This is a genomic window from Traorella massiliensis, assembly GCF_900104665.1.
GTDB classification, from domain to species: Bacteria; Bacillota_I; Bacilli_A; order Erysipelotrichales; family Erysipelotrichaceae; genus Traorella; species Traorella massiliensis.
In genome coordinates, this window is the sequence record NZ_LT629967.1 from 277,521 (window position 1) to 297,970 (window position 20,450).

At 35.8% G+C, this 20,450-nt stretch carries 19 protein-coding genes; 1 reads left to right on the forward strand and 18 read right to left on the reverse strand.

Annotated features, from left to right (window positions below; genetic code table 11):
• Positions 1–11: 11 nt before the first annotated feature.
• Together BQ5367_RS02485 and BQ5367_RS02490 are read right to left on the reverse strand one after the other, a co-directional pair.
• Positions 12–770, reverse strand: coding sequence for a polyphosphate polymerase domain-containing protein (locus BQ5367_RS02485; protein ID WP_202615252.1), 759 nt, complete (start codon positions 768–770; stop codon positions 12–14).
• The gene (locus tag BQ5367_RS02490; RefSeq protein ID WP_071440987.1) at positions 697–1,587 is read right to left on the reverse strand and encodes an anti-sigma-I factor RsgI family protein; all 891 of its coding nucleotides are present in this window, start codon (positions 1,585–1,587) and stop codon (positions 697–699) included. Before BQ5367_RS02490 ends, BQ5367_RS02485 begins: the two co-directional genes overlap by 74 nt.
• Before the next feature lie 300 nt (positions 1,588–1,887).
• Here BQ5367_RS02490 and BQ5367_RS02495 point away from each other — a divergent pair, with 300 nt between their 5' ends.
• Complete coding sequence (locus tag BQ5367_RS02495) at positions 1,888–3,072, forward strand: IS110 family RNA-guided transposase (RefSeq protein ID WP_071440703.1); 1,185 nt, start codon at positions 1,888–1,890, stop codon at positions 3,070–3,072.
• Between the two features lie 344 nt (positions 3,073–3,416).
• Here BQ5367_RS02495 and BQ5367_RS02500 read toward each other — a convergent pair whose 3' ends face one another.
• The 16 genes from BQ5367_RS02500 to BQ5367_RS02575 all read right to left on the reverse strand — a co-directional run bounded on the left by BQ5367_RS02500 (position 3,417) and on the right by BQ5367_RS02575 (position 20,435).
• Positions 3,417–4,298 carry an anti-sigma-I factor RsgI family protein gene (locus tag BQ5367_RS02500; RefSeq protein WP_071440988.1) on the reverse strand — a complete coding sequence of 294 codons (882 nt, stop codon included), beginning with the start codon at positions 4,296–4,298 and terminating at the stop codon, positions 3,417–3,419.
• On the reverse strand, positions 4,295–5,020 hold the full coding sequence (locus tag BQ5367_RS02505) for a sigma-70 family RNA polymerase sigma factor (RefSeq protein ID WP_071440989.1): 726 nt from the start codon (positions 5,018–5,020) through the stop codon (positions 4,295–4,297). Before BQ5367_RS02505 ends, BQ5367_RS02500 begins: the two co-directional genes overlap by 4 nt.
• Positions 5,021–5,288: 268 nt before the next feature.
• Complete coding sequence (locus BQ5367_RS02510; RefSeq protein WP_071440990.1) at positions 5,289–6,731, reverse strand: glycoside hydrolase family 1 protein; 1,443 nt, start codon at positions 6,729–6,731, stop codon at positions 5,289–5,291.
• A 76-nt stretch (positions 6,732–6,807) separates the two neighbouring features.
• Positions 6,808–7,683, reverse strand: a complete 876-nt coding sequence (locus tag BQ5367_RS02515; RefSeq protein WP_071440991.1) for an MBL fold metallo-hydrolase — start codon at positions 7,681–7,683, stop codon at positions 6,808–6,810.
• Positions 7,684–7,701: 18 nt separating this feature from the next.
• A complete protein-coding gene (locus BQ5367_RS02520) occupies positions 7,702–9,126 on the reverse strand; it encodes a PTS transporter subunit EIIC (protein ID WP_071440992.1) in 1,425 nt (474 codons plus the stop codon).
• A gap of 142 nt (positions 9,127–9,268) precedes the next feature.
• Positions 9,269–10,102, reverse strand: a complete 834-nt coding sequence (locus BQ5367_RS02525) for a PRD domain-containing protein (RefSeq protein ID WP_071440993.1) — start codon at positions 10,100–10,102, stop codon at positions 9,269–9,271.
• A 14-nt stretch (positions 10,103–10,116) separates the two neighbouring features.
• Positions 10,117–10,593 (reverse strand): PTS sugar transporter subunit IIA, encoded by a 477-nt coding sequence (locus tag BQ5367_RS02530; protein ID WP_071440994.1) that lies wholly within the window; start codon positions 10,591–10,593, stop codon positions 10,117–10,119.
• 546 nt (positions 10,594–11,139) lie between these two features.
• Entirely contained in the window at positions 11,140–11,913 is a 774-nt protein-coding gene (locus tag BQ5367_RS02535; RefSeq protein ID WP_071440995.1) for an N-acyl homoserine lactonase family protein, read from the reverse strand.
• Positions 11,914–11,925: 12 nt separating this feature from the next.
• The gene (locus tag BQ5367_RS02540; protein ID WP_328586467.1) at positions 11,926–13,392 is read right to left on the reverse strand and encodes a glycoside hydrolase family 1 protein; all 1,467 of its coding nucleotides are present in this window, start codon (positions 13,390–13,392) and stop codon (positions 11,926–11,928) included.
• Between the two features lie 14 nt (positions 13,393–13,406).
• On the reverse strand, positions 13,407–14,372 hold the full coding sequence (locus BQ5367_RS02545) for a nuclear transport factor 2 family protein (RefSeq protein ID WP_071440997.1): 966 nt from the start codon (positions 14,370–14,372) through the stop codon (positions 13,407–13,409).
• The gene (locus BQ5367_RS02550; protein WP_071440998.1) at positions 14,350–15,399 is read right to left on the reverse strand and encodes a nuclear transport factor 2 family protein; all 1,050 of its coding nucleotides are present in this window, start codon (positions 15,397–15,399) and stop codon (positions 14,350–14,352) included. The genes BQ5367_RS02545 and BQ5367_RS02550 overlap by 23 nt, the downstream gene beginning before the upstream one ends.
• Before the next feature lie 67 nt (positions 15,400–15,466).
• The gene (locus BQ5367_RS02555) at positions 15,467–16,729 is read right to left on the reverse strand and encodes a PTS sugar transporter subunit IIC (RefSeq protein ID WP_071440999.1); all 1,263 of its coding nucleotides are present in this window, start codon (positions 16,727–16,729) and stop codon (positions 15,467–15,469) included.
• A 20-nt stretch (positions 16,730–16,749) separates the two neighbouring features.
• Positions 16,750–17,058 (reverse strand): PTS sugar transporter subunit IIB, encoded by a 309-nt coding sequence (locus BQ5367_RS02560; protein ID WP_071441000.1) that lies wholly within the window; start codon positions 17,056–17,058, stop codon positions 16,750–16,752.
• Complete coding sequence (locus BQ5367_RS02565) at positions 17,051–17,374, reverse strand: PTS lactose/cellobiose transporter subunit IIA (RefSeq protein ID WP_071441001.1); 324 nt, start codon at positions 17,372–17,374, stop codon at positions 17,051–17,053. The genes BQ5367_RS02560 and BQ5367_RS02565 overlap by 8 nt, the downstream gene beginning before the upstream one ends.
• A 16-nt stretch (positions 17,375–17,390) precedes the next feature.
• Complete coding sequence (locus BQ5367_RS02570) at positions 17,391–19,298, reverse strand: BglG family transcription antiterminator (protein WP_071441002.1); 1,908 nt, start codon at positions 19,296–19,298, stop codon at positions 17,391–17,393.
• A gap of 513 nt (positions 19,299–19,811) precedes the next feature.
• A complete protein-coding gene (locus tag BQ5367_RS02575) occupies positions 19,812–20,435 on the reverse strand; it encodes a DUF47 domain-containing protein (RefSeq protein WP_071441003.1) in 624 nt (207 codons plus the stop codon).
• Positions 20,436–20,450: the final 15 nt, after the last annotated feature.

The following is a 20,450-nucleotide window of genomic DNA, read 5'->3' on the forward strand; positions in this document are numbered from 1 at the left end:
TTCCCTCCTGTTTAGTCATATCGACGACAAACTGCATATTTTGAATAAGCTGTTGCTTTTTGATTTATATTGACAGCCATGCGTACAATTTCTGGAAGAAATTCATCATATTTTATTTCTAAGACAGGTAATTGTTCCGATACATCTGCATGATATAGATCATGATTTAAAAAATCAATGCTTCTCATTCCCGTACGAAGATTACGGTCAATGGTAATCCTTACATTACCTGGCTCATATAAAAAAGCTTCACGATCATAAGTAACGATTGTCATAGGACGTAGAAGCCGTCCTTGAATCTTACTGTAGAGTTCAATAAATAAGGGCTCATCACTTTCAAGAAGAAAGCGAATATCACCTTTGATTAGTCTTTCTGTCTCTTCTGCACTGATTCTGGCACTGTATTTACTACATAATCCGTTTATTTTTATCTTTTTTTCAAGACGGATGAATGATAGATCAGAATTATAATAACGTATACGAAATTTTTCTCGACGATCTACACCATCTATTTTTTGTCGTAATGCTGAATCATTCGGTGTATCAAAATACAGACTGCTCACACGGTAGTTCCCGTGTGAGTCAGCATTTTTATCATGTTTAAATAATTTTCTTAAGCGATGAGATAATATCCAATCGTTTAACGGATCTATCGTATATTTAATCTCATGACGAAGTTTAAGTGATGGTTTTTCTTTAATCATCATAGTCGCTGCTGCCATCATCGTAATTACTATTTCCATCGTCGTAATTACTATTACCATCATCATAGTCCGTTACACCGTCGTTGTTTGGTCCATAATCGGTATCATTATAGTCAGTAACACCGTCATTATTTGGCCCGTAATCCGTGTCATTATAATCTGTTACGCCATCGTTGTTAGGCCCATAATCGGTATCATTATAATCCGTTACACCATCATTATTTGGCCCATAGTCGGTATCATTGTAATCTGTAACACCATCATTATTTGGCCCATAATCCGTGTCATTGTAATCCGTTACACCATCATTGTTTGCTCCATAGTCCGTATCATTATAATCCGTTACACCATCATTGTTTGCTCCATAATCGGTATCCACATAATTAGTAATCCCATAATCACTTTCACCTACTACATCTACAGGACTGTGCCAGCTATTATTGCTTACACAAAGACGAACTTCTTCTGCAACATCATCAAGGAAAGTACTGTTTGGAAGCTTAGAACCTGCTTCAATTTCAATGGTAATCTGACGGCTTTCACCTTCAACTTCTTCAACAAAATATCCGGCATTGCCAATTGCATTCACTAATTCTGATACAACTGTCTTACATTCTTTTCCTTCATATCCTGTATAGTTCGCAAGGATCGCATCTGCATCACTATTTTGTGCATCTACTTTTACTACATTTCCTTCACTATCATAAGTAATGGCAATTTCCGGATTTACCTTTAAGTATAAAACTCCGCCATCTACATTCTCACTGCTGCTGTCAGGGGTCGTAGTATCTATAGGATTTCCACTACATCCGCTCATACAAAACAAACATAACATTAAAACACTTGCGATCGATAAAATTGATTTTAAATTTCTTTTTTTCATAATAGTTCCTGGTATATTATAAATGACTCATTTAATAGTCATTTACAGTATACTTTTCCTTTCTATCAACCCTTTAAACCGTGGTTGATTACGGTTTTGTTAATCTGTAAAATTGAATAATGTGAATGTGGATTTGTATTATTCCTTGTGGCTTGACTACTTTAAGGAGGTTCTTACCACACCTTATTCCTAAATAATGATGAGTTAGATGAGTCTTTGAATTCGTATTTTGAACCAGGTTTTGTGGTTTAAGTGTTGTGGATACCATTTTCACGTATTTTAAAGAAAGGATTTTATATCATGAAATTAGTTGGAATCGACATTGGAAAGAATAAACACTTCTTTTGTATCATGGATAAAGATACCGGAGAACTTATCGTTCACCCTGCTTCTTTCTCTAATGATAAACATGGCTTTGATCTGCTTATTCAAAATCTTAAACCTTACTCTAAAAAATCTATCTTAATTGGTATGGAAGATACCGGACACTATCATTTTGCTTTGTTGAGATTTCTTCTGGATAGAAACTTCTCCGTTGCTCTTATCAATCCTACAACCACTGATTTTTCCCGTAAAATGCAAGGTGGTATTACCAAAAATGATAAGCTCGACACTTTGACTATTTGTGATGTCCTGGATACTCCAGAACGTAAAAAGCAGTATCGTATCACGAAAGTTAACAGCTTCGATCTTTATGAACAGAAACAGTTAACCAGACATCATCATAATCTGAAGGAAGAGCTCAATGTCTACTCAAACCGCCTGCAAAGGTGTATTGATATTGTATTCCCTGAATTCAACAGTCTGTTTGATTCCAAATATAGCCGTGTATATATGGCGGTGCTTAAAACTTTTGGCAGTGCTGAAGCTATCGCTAATGCTGATATAAGAAGGATTCGTCGATGCTTTGAATACAAAGGCAGAGGAAGACGTATTTCTTTAACCCCTGAAATGCTTAAGGATCGTGCAAAATCCTCTGTTGGAATTCCTTCATCAGCAGACGTTATTCAGATCAGACATCTGGTCGATCAAATAGAATTGATCCATGAGCAAATTACTGAAATAGATAAAAAAATAGAAGAGTTCTCGCTCAAGACAAACTCTCCTATCCTCTCCATACCAGGAATTTCTCATTTCTCTGGTACTTCTATTTTAGCGGAATTAGGAGATATAAGCAACTATTCTAATGCAAGAAAAATCATAAAGGCTGCAGGGGTGGCCCCTTACCATTACGAATCAAGTCAGTTTGCTGCACAGCATACAGCTATTGCCAAGAAAGGATCAAAGTATCTTCGAAAGACCTTGTATCAGATCATACTGACAGTTATTCGATGCAATCCTGTATTCAAGGAATACTATCAGCTTAAGATCTCTCAAGGCAAGGGACATCGCTGTGCTCAAGGACACTGTGTAAGAAAGCTGCTTAGAGTTATCTATCATTTAGTCACTACGAATCAGCCATTTAATCCTGATTTGTTAAGATAAATAATTAACTTCAAACAAATTTTAGAAATTCCCTTCATCAAGGTTGTTTTCATCATGCCCAAAAAGTACAAATCACTATTCACTTTTCAAAGAACAGCTCCAGCTAACATACAAAACTAGAAATTTTATATTTTCAAACTTTTTCATCTAATTCTCTTGATTTTTATATAGTTAGCTCCTTCATTATTTTATCGGGCTTCTTTTTCATCTTACATATAAAGATTACGTGAGCCCACTTTCTAAACCGGGGTAAGAGAATAATTTTTTTGAAGCCCTGTAAGATTTTTTCCTTACACTATAAGATTACGGATATTCTTTGATGATTTTGGGGTCAAACTTAAATTTTATTCATAATTTGAATTTCCATCATCATTCTTTTCATAACTTGAATCGCCGTAATTTGACTGTGCTTCAGTTTCTGTTTTATCATAACCACTATCTCCATCATTATTTGTATCTTTATCCGGATCATCATTTGTCGAAGGATCATTTTCCCCATAATCGTCATCATCATAATCATCTTGAGAATTAGTATTTGGCTGAGATGCAGGTGGTACAATAGGTGCTTCTTCATATCCTGAATCATTTTCATTTGATGAAGAGTTATTCGGTGGTACTGGTATCGTAATTTCTTGATTTTCTGATGGCTGATTGGTAATCTCGATCGTAACCGAAAGCTTATCTGTTAGATATTCATTTAAATGAGTCCCTAATGACTCTTGCTTATTCGTGATCCATTCGCCACTTTCCGCATCTAATGTAAGAGTAATCTGTCCTCCTTCATAGAGATAGCCCATTTCAATAGCACGATCAATTAATTCATCCATGACAAGATTCACTTCTTTATTCTCATAATCATAATTCTCAATCAGTAAATGACCATCTTCATTGATGCCTTCGATATCAATAACGATATCCTCTTCACCAACATCAATTCTTACCTCAGGATTGATCGTCATATATATTGATCCTTGCAAAGATGGGGTTGATTGAAAAAGAGTCGTAAATGCAATGACCAGACATGCAGCAAGTGCACTTATGGAAGCAATCCATTTAAAATATGGTTTTGGTTTATCATCTATTTCGATAGAGTTCTCTTCCATCACGACTACGTCACTTACAACCTGGCCTACTTCATAATTTCTATTTGCTACATTTAAGAACCTGCCGTCTTCATCTAATACAACAGCATAACTTAAATGACATTCCATGACCATATACTTCATGCCAGATTACCTCCTTTCGTTTTTAGGAGATGTCTCAAATGTCCACGAATAATTTCATATCCATTCGTTTGGATGAGAAGCATTGCCAGTATATATTTTCTATGCCTTTCTAAAGTTTTTCTATCTGCTCCGCTGCCTTCTACAAGACGAGCTAATGGAAGTTTTTTTGTTCTCAAAAGTTCATCTAAGATTTGTTTATTATCCGCTGCAAACTGAATGGCCTTTTTACAAGCTTCTAAGGTCCTTTCCTGTTTAGGTGAATTTTCAGATACATCACTAAATCCTATACCATATTCTTTCATTACTGATGCCAATTCCTCAATTTCCTGTTTGGTTGCTTCTAAGCTTACAAAATCATCAACAGTATCATCACTGGCTATCGTATCCATTAAGGTTTTACCATCTTCATCCTTCTTTTCATCTAAAGAAAGATGTCCATAATGACGTGATTCTTTTCGCTGATAATCAATCAGACGACTGCGTATGATCATAGAAGCATAAGTAAAAAAAGCTCCTCTGTTTTTTTCATATCCTCGAATGGCTTCATGAAAAGCAATCATCGCAATACTGAATTCATCATCTTGCTCAGTACAAGGACGTGAAAAAAACTTTGATGTTTCCGATCGGATAAAAGGCAGATATGCACGAATTAGCTCATCCGCTGCCTGCATACTTTCTTTTGCGGCATAGACCTGTTCAATGATCAGATACTCGCTCTGCATAAACTTACTCCTTTTCTCATTTATAGAATACGTATCATATTTTTTAAAATTGGGGTAACTGTTATGAGTTTCATATTTGCCTTTATTGTATTTATGAAATCATTATGATAACTCGTAAAAATAGTATGGTTCAGTTATGTTTTGATTTTATATTGGCATATTAGAGGTGTCAATATAGACAATCAATATTGATTTATCTTTTACTTTTACTTAATTTTGATTTTACATAGATAACAAAAAAGGAGCATTTCTGCTCCTAAGTGAGGTCTTAATCTAAATCTTCACCATTGCTGGCAATGACTTTTTTATACCAATAGAAAGAATCTTTTCTTCTTCGCGAATAATCACCGCTTCCGTCATCATACCGCTCCACAAAAATAAATCCGTATCGCTTCCTCATCTCTCCCGTAGATGCACTCACCAAATCAATGCAGCCCCATGGTGTATATCCTCTCAGATCCACTCCATCCAATATGGCTTCATGCATCTGTTCGATATGTCTTCGCAGATAGTCTATTCGATAATCATCATGAATGCTGCCATCCTCTTCGATCTTATCATAAGCTCCTAAACCATTCTCTACCACATAGATCGGCAGCTGATAGCGATCCCAGATCTCATTGAGCGAAAACCGTAAGCCGATCGGATCAATCTGCCATCCCCAGTCACTGGCCTTTAAATATGGATTCGGCACTCCATTCAATATATTCCCTTTCCCTGCATCCTGTTTTGTTGGATCGGCACTCTGACAGTTTGACATGTAATAGGAACAGGTATAGAAATCAACACAGCCGTTTTTCAGTATCTCATCATCCTTCTCTTCTTTTTTGATTTTTATATTATTTTCTTTGAAATATCGCTGCATATAGTTTGGATAAGCTCCCCGGCACTGTACATCGCTGCAGAACCAGTTAAACAGATGATTCTGCTTCTGTGCCGCAATCTGATCATTCGGATCACAGGTCAGCCCATAGGTCGTTGCCATGATATTCATGCATCCTACCTGGTAATCCGGATCGATCTCATGCGCCATCCTTACTGCCAAAGCACTGGCGATAAACTGATGATGCAATCCCTGGAAACGATTCTGAGGAACATCTTTCTGATCCATGAACTCCATCGTTTTGATCTCATTTAAAATACCCTGACTTAAAAAGCCTCCCATCTTTCCCGTTGCGGAATTGATCTCATTAAAGGTCAGCCAGTATTTTACCTTACCTTTGTACCGGGTAAAGATGGCCCTGCAGTATCTCAGATAACACTCGATCATCCTGCGATCTGCCCATCCATTCCATTTCTTGGTCAGACCAAAAGGTACTTCATAATGTGAAATGGTAATCATTGGCTCAATATTATATTTCAAACATTCATCGATCAAACCTTCATAAAACTTTAGTCCGGCTTCATTTGCTTCCTCTTCATCACCATTTGGGAAGATCCTTGTCCATGCAATCGAAAAACGATACATCTTGAAACCCATTTGCGCAAATAATGCAATATCTTCCTTATAGCGATGATAATGATCGATCGCATCATGACTTGGATAAAAGGTTGCTTCCTCCAAAACAGGCGTGATTCTCTTGCTTTGAGTCGCTGTTCCTCCTGTACAGATATCAGGACAGGAAATTCCTTTACCTCCTTCCTGCCATGCACCCTCGCACTGATTGGCTGCTGTTGCACCGCCCCAATAAAATCCTTTTGGAAAACTCATCTTTTAATTCCTCCTTAACTCCGCCGAAAGACGATACCGTTTCTAGTATCGTCATTTTATTTACTCTACTTCCTTATTAATCAAGACTTATTAATTTATAAGCTATGCTTACACTATCATAATCTTCATAGCGACCTCCGTTTAAATAATACTCATACCCATCACCATCTGCTTCGTGTCTTTCGATTGATTTTGACACATCGATGTTTTCGGCGCACTCGATAAGTTTATCAATAAAAAATGGTTCAAGTGGCCTAAAACCATGCTGGCGATGACCGTGAGCAGCAATAATCCAATCAAAATCACTGGCATATGTTTTCAGTTTTTTCAGGCCATTGATAAAATCTGAAATTTTCATACCTCCCACATGCAAAACGGAGGCATGCCTTAAGACCGCATCACCAACGTATAATCTTCTGTATTTGATATCTAAAAAACAATAGCCACCCGGTGTATGACCAGGAATATGAATGGCTTTAATTTCGCTATCGCCTAAATCAAACAACATTCCATCCTTTAAATATTCAATACTGAAAGTAATCTTTGCATTAGCAAAATTATCGAAATATTCTTTAGTTGAAAAATGGTGAATATCCGCAGTTGCCGAAGCATATGTCTTCATTTCTTCATAAAAGATTTCTTTTTCCTTTTCATATAAGAAAAGATTCTTCATCATTTGTTCGTCTTCTTTTCCGATATAAACCTTATCAAATTGATAATTTGCAGCTACATGATCATCATGTCCGTGAGTATTAATGACAAAATACTCTTTGTTTTGACAAATCTCATCAACTAGTTTTCTTAGATCACCACTAGCGCAACCGGTATCAACTAACATACATTTTTTACTTCCGATAATTAAATAACTGCTACATGCATCATTATCCATTATTCGATATGTATTATCATAAATCTTTCTAACTTCATAACCATATTTTTTAAATGTTTCCATGCATAGTTTCCTCCCTTTTTATTCTACCGATTTAACATCATTGGCATCAATACCAAAAAGATAAGTTAAGATACCGGATACTAACATGGCCAAAATGGCACATGATCCACCAATAATAAGATTCATTGAAGTTCCCCCAGCAAAACCAAGAATGGCAAATAATCCCGAGTGTGCTACTGGCGAATAGCAAGAAATATTAAATAAAGCTGTTAATGCTCCTCCAATTGCACCACCAATGCACATGAATCCAAAGCTCTTCTTATAACGAATACCTACGCCATAAATACAAGGTTCTGATATACCTCCTATAGCTAGCGTGATGAAGTCGGTTAAACACATTCCACTTTCGTCGCCCTTTTTTAATCGCATTAATTTCAAAAAAGCTCCAAAGGCAATACCCATAAGGGCGAAGAAAGCACAAATTACACCAGGAAAAATAACACTGTCAATACCTGCTTCAGTAAACATACCAAGTGCTAAAACATACACAGGAGCATGGATTCCAAACAAAACTAAAACGATCCACAAGCCACCAATTATCGTCGTAACTAAGAAACTTGCAATAGCTCCCTTTGAAGCTAGCCATGTAATAACGCTTAAAATACCAGTGCCGATCCACGAACCAATAGGTCCTATAACACATAAAACAATAGGTAACATAATAAGCAAAGTTAATAAAGGTGAAAAAATTGGTGATATTATTTTAGGCATATATCTTTTGAAAAACCTTTCGATATACGACATAATCCATACCACCATAAAAATAGGAATAATGGTGCTGGAATAATTAACTAGGGTCATTGGGATCCCATAAACTGTAAATGCTGTACCATTTGTTACCATTTCAATTAATGTTGGATGAATCATCACACCGCCAATCAGTGCACCTAAATAGGGAGATGCTTTAAAGGTTTTTGCCGAACTAAACCCCATGTATATTGGCAAGAAATAAAAACCAGCATTACCAACAAAAGTAAATAGCTTATAAAGATCACTTTCAGCCGAAATGACATTAAGTTGAGTTGGACCAAGCACATTGACAATCAACATTACAAATGATGCTGGAATAATAACGTCGCAGACAGGAATAATACTTTTAGATAAGGGATCAATTATTCTAGTAATAATATTTCCTTTATTACTATTATTGTTGATGTCGAGATTCTCATCAATAGCTGCCTCTGGTTTTAAACCATGCTTAGCGCAAATCATTTTATAAACTATCGGAACATCTGTACCAATAATTACCTGAAGTTGCTCACCAAGCCACTGTGTGCCAATCACATCTTTTAATTTTTTAATCGAATCAATTTTAACTAATCCTTTATCTTTCACATTAAAACGTAATCGTGTAATACAGTGTGTAAAATAAGATATATTTTCTTTCCCACCAACTAAATCAACTACCTTTGTAGCTAATTCATCATAATTCTTCTTTGCCATAACTATCTCCTTTCTCTTATAGCTTTTATCTGCAAACAATGGCTGCGCACTTCCATTGGTTTTGCCTAAAATAAAAACCCCAAACCAAAACTAAATAATGAATGAACCATTCATTACTTAGCTTTATGTCAGGGGTAAAGCCCTACTGGTAACAATCCTCTCGAGCACAAAGTCTATTCATATGTAACATCAGATAAATACATTCTTCATCGCTTAGATCCCAATTCAGCTGATCCTTTAAATACTCTCTTACGTGCTGTGTACATTCATATGTTTTGGGATATGCATTTACAAGCGATTCATATAACTTCTGATTTTCACTTTTCACCATTTCATTCTTCTTACCTCTTTTTAAAAGATAGTGCATATGAGAAACAAAACGTGAATAGTTAAAACCTGTTTTATCGATCTTGATCTGGAAATCTTTTTCGATGATTTCACAAATATCATCAATCACTTCTTCATCCATTTTTTCCTGTTTGTTATTCTTATTCATTGATTCAGCATTGATAATATGTAAAGCAATATAAGCTGCTTCTTCTTTTGGAAGAAATACCTTTAAAGTCTTTCTAATCAAGGTTAATGCATATTCACCAATCTCCATCTCTGTATCAAATAAATACTCAATATCATGAACGATGGGCAGCTTTATATTCATATTTTCCTTATATCGCTGAATCGCAAAATTAATATGATCCGCTAAGGTGATCACAATATTAGAACTTACAGGATTTTCCAGTTTCATTCTTGCGTAATTGATGATCTTATCAGAAATATCCAAAATATCTTCAGGAATATCATTGATCATATTGATATAGGTAGGATCAATACCATAATATGTACGTTGAATCTTATCCAAATCCACCTCATAGGGTGGTTTTGTGAAACCTATTCCTTTTCCAAAAGCCACCACTTCATTGTTATTGCTATCTAAACATAATGAAACATTATTATTGATATTTTTAATAACCTTCATGGCAGCTCCTTTCTTTATTTCTTTTTAACTTTAAGAACTCTATTGCTTACTTCTTTATCACCATATTCGTCTAATTCAATAACATAATCTGAACTTGTGATTACCATTGGCATTGTCAGATCAACCTTATTTTCTTTCATGAACGCTCGGTCAAGACGAACAAGTGGATCATGAACCTTCACCTTATCATGCTCTTTTACCAGCACTTCAAACCCTTTCCCATTCAAATTCACGGTATCTAAACCAATATGGATCAGAATTTCTGCACCGTTTTCTGCTTTGATACCAATTGCATGTCGGGTATTTGCGATTAAGATGATCTCACCTTTACAAGGTGCATAGATTGTATCTCCATCAAATACAAAAGCACATCCATCGCCCATCATCTTTTCAGAAAATACCGGATCATTAACTTCGCTTAAAGGAATCATCTTTCCTTTGACTGGAGAATACAATTCAGATTCAACAACCTTTTTAAATAAGTTAAACATACTTCCTCCTAAAATAAAAACTCTCCAAGTCACACCTTAAAAACATATCTCTATGTTATGAAAGGTAAAGCCTCAAAGAGTAACAATCCTTTTTATCTACATCTTTATACTAATGGTTCCGCTTACATTTGTCAAGAGTTTTATAATAAAGTTTTAAACAAAAATCATTCAATTATTAAAGCAAATAAATACAGTTTTTTGTAATAATTCTTTATTTTTTTTGGGAATTTCTAACATTTCATGCATATTAAATAGTAGGTGGCATAAGTAGGAGAGAGAAAATATGACACCTGCATTTATTTGTTTGGGTGGTTTGCAGTTGAACTTTTTGTTCATCATTCTCTTCCAGTTATACTATGAAAATAGGCTAGCTGTGAAAGAATGCCTTCGTTTGACTGTTCTGTATATCAGAACAGCTAAACGTTAATAGGTTGTGACCTCTCCCTCCAAACGAAACCCCAGTGTTTAGGCCACTGGGGTTTCTATTTATTTGGGGTATTTACATGTTATCATCTTCGCTCAAAATTATCTATAATTTCAAATTTTTTATTCATAATAATCGGGAGCTTTTTTTAATGTCATAAACTGTTCCATATCATGTGAAAATATGATTTTAGCGTTTAACCTCTCTTGTAGATTTCTAATCTTTTCAATTGATTCATAATATTTTTCTAAGTTGTATTGACTATATTGCGGCATGGCCGGTGGTCCATAATTCAAGTGTGTATCAACTGCATCACTTGGAAAAAGCAAAGTACCCTCTTTTTCTAAATGAACGATCATCCCTAATAGACCTTTGCTGTGTCCCGGAAGATTAATCAATTGAATATGATCATGGATCTTTATATCTTCTTTTACTAAATGAATCTTTTCGATATTTAGATGAGCATACTTATACGCTCCTTTAGGCTTTTGATGATTATCCAAAGCCTCTTTGACATAATCATACTCATCTTGTGCTATATAAAATTCCGCACTCTTAAATATGTCCATATTGCCGCAATGATCATCATGAAAATGAGATAATATAACTTTATCAATGTCAGTTGGTTCAAGATGGAGACTCTTTAACTGATTGATCAGCAATTGTTCTTCTCTGTAATAATACGGGCAGCGGATGCTTCGATCATATTCATTTGGATTCTGTCCTGTATCAAATAAGATCTTTTCATTTCCTATGTCGATCAAAACACAATATACCGGTATCTTGATCCATCTGCTTGTTGCTTCACGATTGGTCTTTGTCTTATAACTATTCAGACAAACGATCCAGTTTTCATCACATTCCATCCAGCCATTATCTAAGATATAGAGTTTCATATATTCTATTCATCAACCAAGGTCTTCGCCATTGCTTTCAATCACTTTTTTATACCAGTAAAACGAATCTTTTTTATAGCGATCATAAGTACCGTTACCTTGATCATCAGCATCTACATAAATAAAACCGTATCTTTTTTTCATTTCTCCTGTTGAATGTGAAACAATATCAATTGGACCCCAGGTCGTATAACCGATAAGATCTACACCATCTTCCACGGCCTTTTTCATTGCGATGATATGTTCTCTCAGATATTCAATCCGATATTCATCATGGATCGAACCATCTTCTTCTACCTTATCATAGGCACCTAAACCATTTTCAGTAATCATCAGCGGACGCTGATAGCGATCATACATCACTTCTAAATAATACTGTAAACCTGTTGGGTCCATGGCCCATCCCCAGTCCGAATATTCCAAATAAGGATTTCTTTCACCTAATGCCATATTTCCGCCAACCTGGTCTTTTGTTTTATGACTTGAAACATTATTCGACATATAATAAGAAAATGTATAGATATCTACTTTTCCTTGTGCTAAAGCTTCAATATCCTCTTGGGTGATATCAAGTGTGATGTGGTGTTTCTTCCATAACCGCTGTGCATAAACAGGATACTTTCCAAAGCATTGTACATCTCCGCAATAAAAGATGCTTTCTTCCCACTTATGACGATTTAAAAGTATATCTTTAGGATCACAGGTATGTGGATAATAAGTGATTCCGCAGATCATACAGCCAATTTTATTTAAAGGATCAATATCATGGCCGATCTTTACTGCCTTTGCACTTGCGACAAACTGATAATGAAGGTGCTGGTATGCCTTTTGATATTCTTCCTCTGTCGCATCTTCTCTTCTTAATAAGTGATTTAAGGTGTTGTTGATCTCATTAAATGTCAGCCAGTATCTGACTAGTCCCTTATATTCTTCAAAACAGGTTTTCGCATACTTCACAAATAAATCAATGGTCCTGCGGTCTTTCCATCCATGGTATTTTTCTTCTAAATAAGCAGGGGTATCAAAATGCCACAAGGTAACTAAAGGTTCTATATCGTATTTTCTTAATTCCTTAAATACATTGCGATAAAATTCAACACCTTTTGGATTTGGCTGATCTTCAAGTCCTGTCGGATATAAGCGTGACCATGAAATAGACATACGGAATGTTTTAAACCCCATCTCATGAAATAACGCAATATCTTCTTTATAGCGATGATAGAAATCAATGCCTTTTTGATTTGGATAATCATATCCCTCTAAAACAGCATAATGACCTCCCATGACATCCACTTCATCTGCCCGGTTGACAGCATGAGGATTTCCGTCACGATCGACAAAAGTAATAAGTCGTGGTGTATGAAGCGCAGCAGCTGTTGTCACATCAATGACGCTCATACCTCTGCCATCAACATTCCATGCTCCTTCTGCCTGGCTGGCGCTAATAGCACCACCCCATAAAAAATCTTTTTTAAACATACTGATTCCTTTCATTAGATACAAAGTGTCTTATAAGATACTTTCTGGAATTTAGAAACAGCTTTACGATCTGCACTTGATACTATCCAGTCTTCTTTTTTCACCAGTTTTAATTTCCATTGCTCATTATAATATGGCTGATAGACATTGTTAGAGAAAAGATGCTTATAACCTAACTTAGTCGGTTCAAACATTTCTAAGGTTACTTCAGCTTCATCACCATCCACCTTTACATCAATGATACGACAGCTGTGATGGCTCTGATATTCACGATTGTCGATATGATTCACCAGATTCATGATACTGACTCTTGTACGCGTATCTTCGCTGATTCCCATTCCCTGCCGGGTTGCATCACGATAGGAATAGATACCATCCTCTGTGACATATTGCTTGAATAAATCACTTTGACGGGTATCTACCAGTAACATAAATTCATAGATTCTGCGGATGATATTTTGTTGTTCATCTGTTTTTTCATACGTTCTTGTTTCATCTAAAAGAACCTTTCTCGCATCATGTTTTGTTTCATCATACAAATGCCACTGCCAATTCTTTTTTGCCCAATAAGTATTGCCCATCTGTGCTTCTAAATCAAAAGATACTGCCTTGATCTTATCATTTTCCACGATAAATTTATATTTACCGCCATAAACCAATGGAAATACCTGTCCGTTTACTGAGCTAGTCGCAGACGCTACATTATAAGAAGAATATTCTTTGATAAGAAAATGGAAAACATTACAAATGACAACCGATGTATCTTCTTTTTTATAATCAATCAGATTACTTAAAATATTATATCGATATGTAAAATCTTCATTTAAAGCCAACGCTTTCTTTACCGCTTCTTTTCCGCTTATACTTCCCAATGTCGAATAATCAATGGTTATTTCCGTATCCAAAAGATCATCCAATAAATCTGACTCATTCATGATATAGGAATCAAAGAATTTCTTAACCAATGAAACAGCTGTCATCACAGTCACCTCCTATAATATATTCATCAAAGGATACAATATCATCTTCCATAGGAATAAAACGCATTTTCTCTACCGGTTCAAAACCGGCCTGTATCTTATATAATTTCCATACACCATCTATTTTTTTCGCATAGATCTTATGTGCTTCTGTCGTGACCATGGAATGAATGTTTTCTCTCGTATATACCTTATCTCTTAAACGGTGTTCCTCACCTCTTGGCATCCATGCGATGGCTGTATCTCCTGTAATGACACAGCTTCCCATACGGTTGGCATGTTCCATATTCGGTTCTTTGTGCTGTTTATATTTTAAGAAATTGACATAATTGCGTTTGCCCGGTTCTTCAGTAAACTGCCACATATCTTCTGTTGCGACACTTAATGGCAAGTTGAAATCACCGCGGTCAAATCCAAATGTCTTCTTAAACTGCAATTCAAAAATCTGTTCGACATCTGACTGTGGTTCGCAGTCTTCCGGAATCACGGTCCATGGATTATCCAGTTCAGATACGATGACAGGTACATGTCCTGAATAGAGATCCGGACTGATCAGATTCCATTTACCCATTACAAAGCCGTTATTATCATCACCATAGCATAGATCAAAGCGAATATGACTGATACGCCAGCCCTTTTCTGTTTTTACATATGAATTACAATAAACCCCTCCGAAAGTAAACGGGAAGATATTGACACCATCATCAATGGCCATGATGCTTTGGATATAAGCACTTTGCTGACCAAATCCCTCTTTATTGCTTCTTGCGACAAAGCTCCAGATCGTTGATTTCTTGACATTGCATTCAGGTCCCGGCCATTTCAACATTTTTTTAATGGCTTCAATACCAACCGCTTTTCCAACCGTACTGTATTCTGCAATACAATCCTCTGTCAGAATTTCATCAAATACATCTAATTCATCACTACGCAGTGCATCCACCAGTTTCGCAAATAATACATACATGGCTTTTCTGTTTTCACCGGTATAATAATTCAAATATTTATCAAGATATTTTTCGTTCATGAATATTTACTCCTTTACAAATGAAGGATAAGCTTTCACTTATCCTTCTTATTAACAATCATCACATCTAAGCAGCTTCTGCTTCGCTCCTATTTTCTTCTTCTGCATAGCGACGATCGGCAAGTTTGAAGAATGGATAATAAATCGCAGTGTCCATGGCAATCATGACAAATGTCAGCACTACTCCTTGCCATCCTAAACCTGCCAGATATACACGAATCGGTGTCGGCAAAGCCCAAGAAGATATGACACCATTTGAAATCGGAAGGAATCCTATCAAAGTCGTAACATAGGCAAGCACACAGTTTAAGATTGGTGCCAAAAGGAATGGAATTAACATGATCGGATTCATCATGATTGGGAAACCATAAAGTACCGGTTCATTGATATTGAATATAGCCGGAATGAATGAAACTCGACTGACAGCCTTGACACGCTCGCTCTTGGCAAACAGCATACAGATCTGTAAACCAAAGAAACATCCAAAACCACCAACAGCATAATAAGCACGATAAATTTCCGTAACCATATTGGTTGGCTGAGCTCCTGCTGTTACTGCTGCCAGGTTTTCTGCAGCGGCAGCCGTTAAGAATGGAAGCCACAGATTTGTCAAAGCTGTTGAGTGAACACCTACAAAGTTAACAAGCACACCGCAAACGATACATAGGATAAAGCTTGGCAGCGTTGCCGCAACACTTGTAAACGGACGTTGGATCAATGTATAGAACGCAGTGATCACATTGCCCCATTCCGTTAAAGAGAAGGCCCATTCAACGATACCGGATAGCAGCAGGACGACCAGTGTCGGTACCAATGCCGCAAAGGTCCGTTCGATCATAGGCGGTACACCGGAAGGCATCTTTAAATAAAAGCCTTTGTCAATGAGCCATTTTGATAACATCGGAATCAAGACACCAATGATCATCGCAACGAATAAGCCCTGAGCTCCCATACCTGAAGTAGCAATGCTTCCGGCTGTGAATCCCTGTAAGATAATGAAGGACATAACTGCAAGAATACAGTTGGTAAACTCATCGCTGTCAATCTGTTTCGACATAGAATAAGCGATGGCAACAGCTGCGATCAAACCCATCAATCCGTTTGACAATGTTCCCAATGTCAAGGAAATATGATAGATCGGTGTTGTTTGTAACCATGCCAATACTTCCTCATTTGGGAAATATGCAATCAAGGTACCAAATGATCCGATCATTAAAATCGGGAAGGTAGCCATGACACCGTCACCAATTGCTGTCAGCCATTTAATATTTTTTATTTTGATCGTAATTGGCACTAACGTCTTATTAATTAATTCAATAATTTTTTCCATTTTTTTTCTCCTTTCTTCTTTTACTTGTTCACAGCAGAAACGATCTCTTTAAGGACTTTTTTGCTATTCAGCAATGCAAAGTCACTTGGATCTAAGATATGCATGATACCTGCCTGCTCCGGATATTTTTTCTGTAATTCATTGATACGATATCCAACCTGTGGACCCAGTAAGACATAATCCACTGATTTGATATACTTATCAATATCCGTGATACTATGTGCTTCGATCTGAAGATCGACATTTTGTTTCTTAGCTTCTTTTCTAACAGCCTCTTCCATCATTGAAGTACTGATACCATACTCACAAACCAGCATTACATTAATCATGTTTTTCCCTCCTTTCTAACATATGAATCATTTCATATACTAAATCTCTCATGCTCATCGTATTCATGACCTGATCCATGGCATGAATCAACAGCACTGAGATATTACTGCCCGGCGCACTGGGATCTGAACTGTTTTGAAACAATATCTCTGTCTGTGCCTGATGACACTTCACAATATCTTTGTCGCTTTCATCTACCAATTGAAGTCCCTCTTCATACTTTCGATCACCGGCTAAGCGCATCGCCTCTATCAGCTTCATCCTGCCTGCTCCGGCATAGCTAATCATGGTCATAATCTTCTCTTCTGTACTCATAAAATTACCTCCTGATTTATAACACCGCAGCTTTTAACTCTTCTATAAACTGCTTGAATGTCTTACACTTTGCAATCGTATCTAATAGATGCTCTTTCTCAATCAGCAAAAGCAAGATATTACTGATCTCTTTATGAAGATACAAGTTACCTTTTCTTAGATTGATCAAAAAGATAACACGTACTTCTCTGTTTTCCCAAAAGAAGGGTTTCTCAAATACCGCAACGCTGATTGAATCTTTTTTTGCTTCAAAAACCATCGGATGAGGTCCTGCAACACCATTCTTATATATTGTCGCAAAACGATTTTCTCTTTCTAACACCAACTCTGTGAAATGATCATTGGCATATCCCTTTTTAATGGCATCATCACCCATATGAACCAGCATTTTCTTATAATCCCTGATTCCGTCTACATAAAACAAGTCTTCATGGAACAAATCCCAAATATCACGAATAGTCGTTGTTATCTGATTCTCTTTCGCACGCATCATGATGATCTCTTCGATTCTTGCGATTTCATTCTCATCCAGCCACTCCTTGATGAAGATAACAGGAACATCCTTATATTCTTCTTCCAACGGAATCGTTGTTAAGATAAGATCATAACTGTGATAATCCGTTTCCTTCATATTATTCACAGCAATCGTCGATACCGATGCATGAGGGAAGATCGATTTCAGCTTAATTTTCAACAGCTGTGCAGATCCTCCACCGGTTCCACAGATAACAAGTATCTTTTTATATTGCTCTTTTTTGCTATTTTTCATCCTTTCAAAATGAGTAGCAAAATGAAGGGCAATATAGCCAATTTCATCTTTTGAAAGCTTAAAGTTATATTTTTTCTCGATCAGATTGCTAAATCTCATTGCTAACAGAAAAACATTTGCATATTCACTATATACCTTATCAATTAGCGGATTAGTCAGCTGAATATTGTGATACATTCGATTAATCAGTGGCAGAACATGAATGATCAAGGCATTCAGCAACAATTCATCATCTTTCGTATTTGTCAGAAATTCTTCATCAATTTCGTTCAAGATATCTTTGATTCCATCTGTAATTTCTTCTTTTTGATCAGAAATCATCTTATCCGAAAACGTCTTGCCGGAAATATGAGCTGCCAGCAAATCAACCTCTTTTGGATCAATGACAATCGGATATCTTTCTTGTAACCAGTCGATAATCTGTTGAGCAATCTCTGTAAAGCATGGTTCAACCGGATATGAATCAAACTGATTGATATATTTTTTCTGTTTTGATCGATAAAGAAGTATCAGGATATGTTCTACGATATTTGCTAATGAAGCATCTGTGACTTCTAGCGAATATTTCTTTAAAAGCTCTTTAAACTTTTCAGTAACTTCATCAACATCAATCTCTTTAATAAACTCAAAATATCCTTTTACAGGTTGTATATAAGCTGAATTACAAATCACATATTTTGAAAAAGCTTTTCTTATATCCTGTTCATTTCCAATAACCCTTATTCCATAACCACTCCTTTTCTCTAATTGAAGATTGCTCTCGTTGATCTTTTTCTCAACTTCCTTAAAATCTCGAATAACTGTTGCTTTGGAAACATCAAGAAGATTACTTAAATCTTCATATGTAATATATTCATTTGACTGCAATAAGATATAAAGCATCAATGATACCCGCTTATCGGCATCCAGACCTTCCGTCGGCAGATAGTTTTCTTTTGTAAGAAACTTTTCATATTTTTCTTTATCCCAAACATCCAGATGATACCCCCTTTCACGTATTGTCTGAATCGTAAATCCATGATATTTCCCAATTGCATTTGCTTTGGATTTCAGATTACGAAGAGTACTTTCAGAAATATGCAGTTCTCTTTCTAAATCACTTCTGGATATAATGGATTTATCTTCTAACTTTGATAACAATGTATATAATTTCATAATGTTTTCCTCTGTAAATAATTATAAAAAAAAAGAATATTTGTACAATATTCAAATTAATCGTTAAAATTGCTAATTATGATAACAGCCTTCAGGTTCTTTTTGTCTTTGATAATAAATGAAGAATCTGAACATAGAAGCATAAGGGTATAGATTTATTTTGATAAATCATTTTTTATTTTTTTACTTTTTTTTGGGAATTTTTGTCTTTTTGCGCATATATAATAGTAGGCAGCATAGAAAGGGAGGGAAAATTTATGATGCCTGTATTTATATTGTGGAGGAGTAATTGTTGGGTTTTGAAACCATCATCATTCTCCAGTTATTATATGAGAATATAATAGCTTTGAATGAATGTCTTCGACTGATTCGTTTACGATTCAGATAAGACTCTGACTCTTCCCTCCCAAAGTGAAACCCCAGTGCTACCACACTGGGGTTTCTTTATATTGTGGAGTTTCATCCACCCATATTCTATCATATCCTTTTTTTATTGTCTATGATTTTATGTAATTAAATATTGTTCATGACGACACTTTCTACGACAATAGCTACATGTTCAATTGAATCACAGCTTTTTTCAAATCGATCCATGGTTTCTGTCCAAGTTAATAATTCAATTGGATCTTTTGAGATAGAGAATAGATTATGAACACTGCCTGTATATAATTTATCGCCTTCTTCTTCAAGATCATTGATCTCGATAATATATTTCTGTAACTGTGTTGATTTTTTATAATTAGGAAATTCCATCATCATTTTCTTTAATGATTCACAGCATTTAACAATGATATTCGCAAATTCTTTTGCTTCCGGACGCATTTCTGATATACAGAAGATATGCATTTTAATCAGTACATCTTCAATCGTGTCCGATACATTTTCAATCACATTGAATAAATGGTTGATATCTTCTCTTTCGATGGGTGTAATAAATTCCTTTGAAAGTCGATCCATCATTTCATGTTTTGTACTATCAGCCTTTGTTTCAATTTCATGCATTTCTTTAATTTTTTCATCCATTTTAGATAAATCAAAATGATGTACATAATCATTCAATAATTCAGCTGCCTGTTTAGAATAATCAGCTAGTTCAATAAACGCTTCAAAGTAACAGTTATTTTTTTTCTTTGACATTTTTTTACCTTCCTT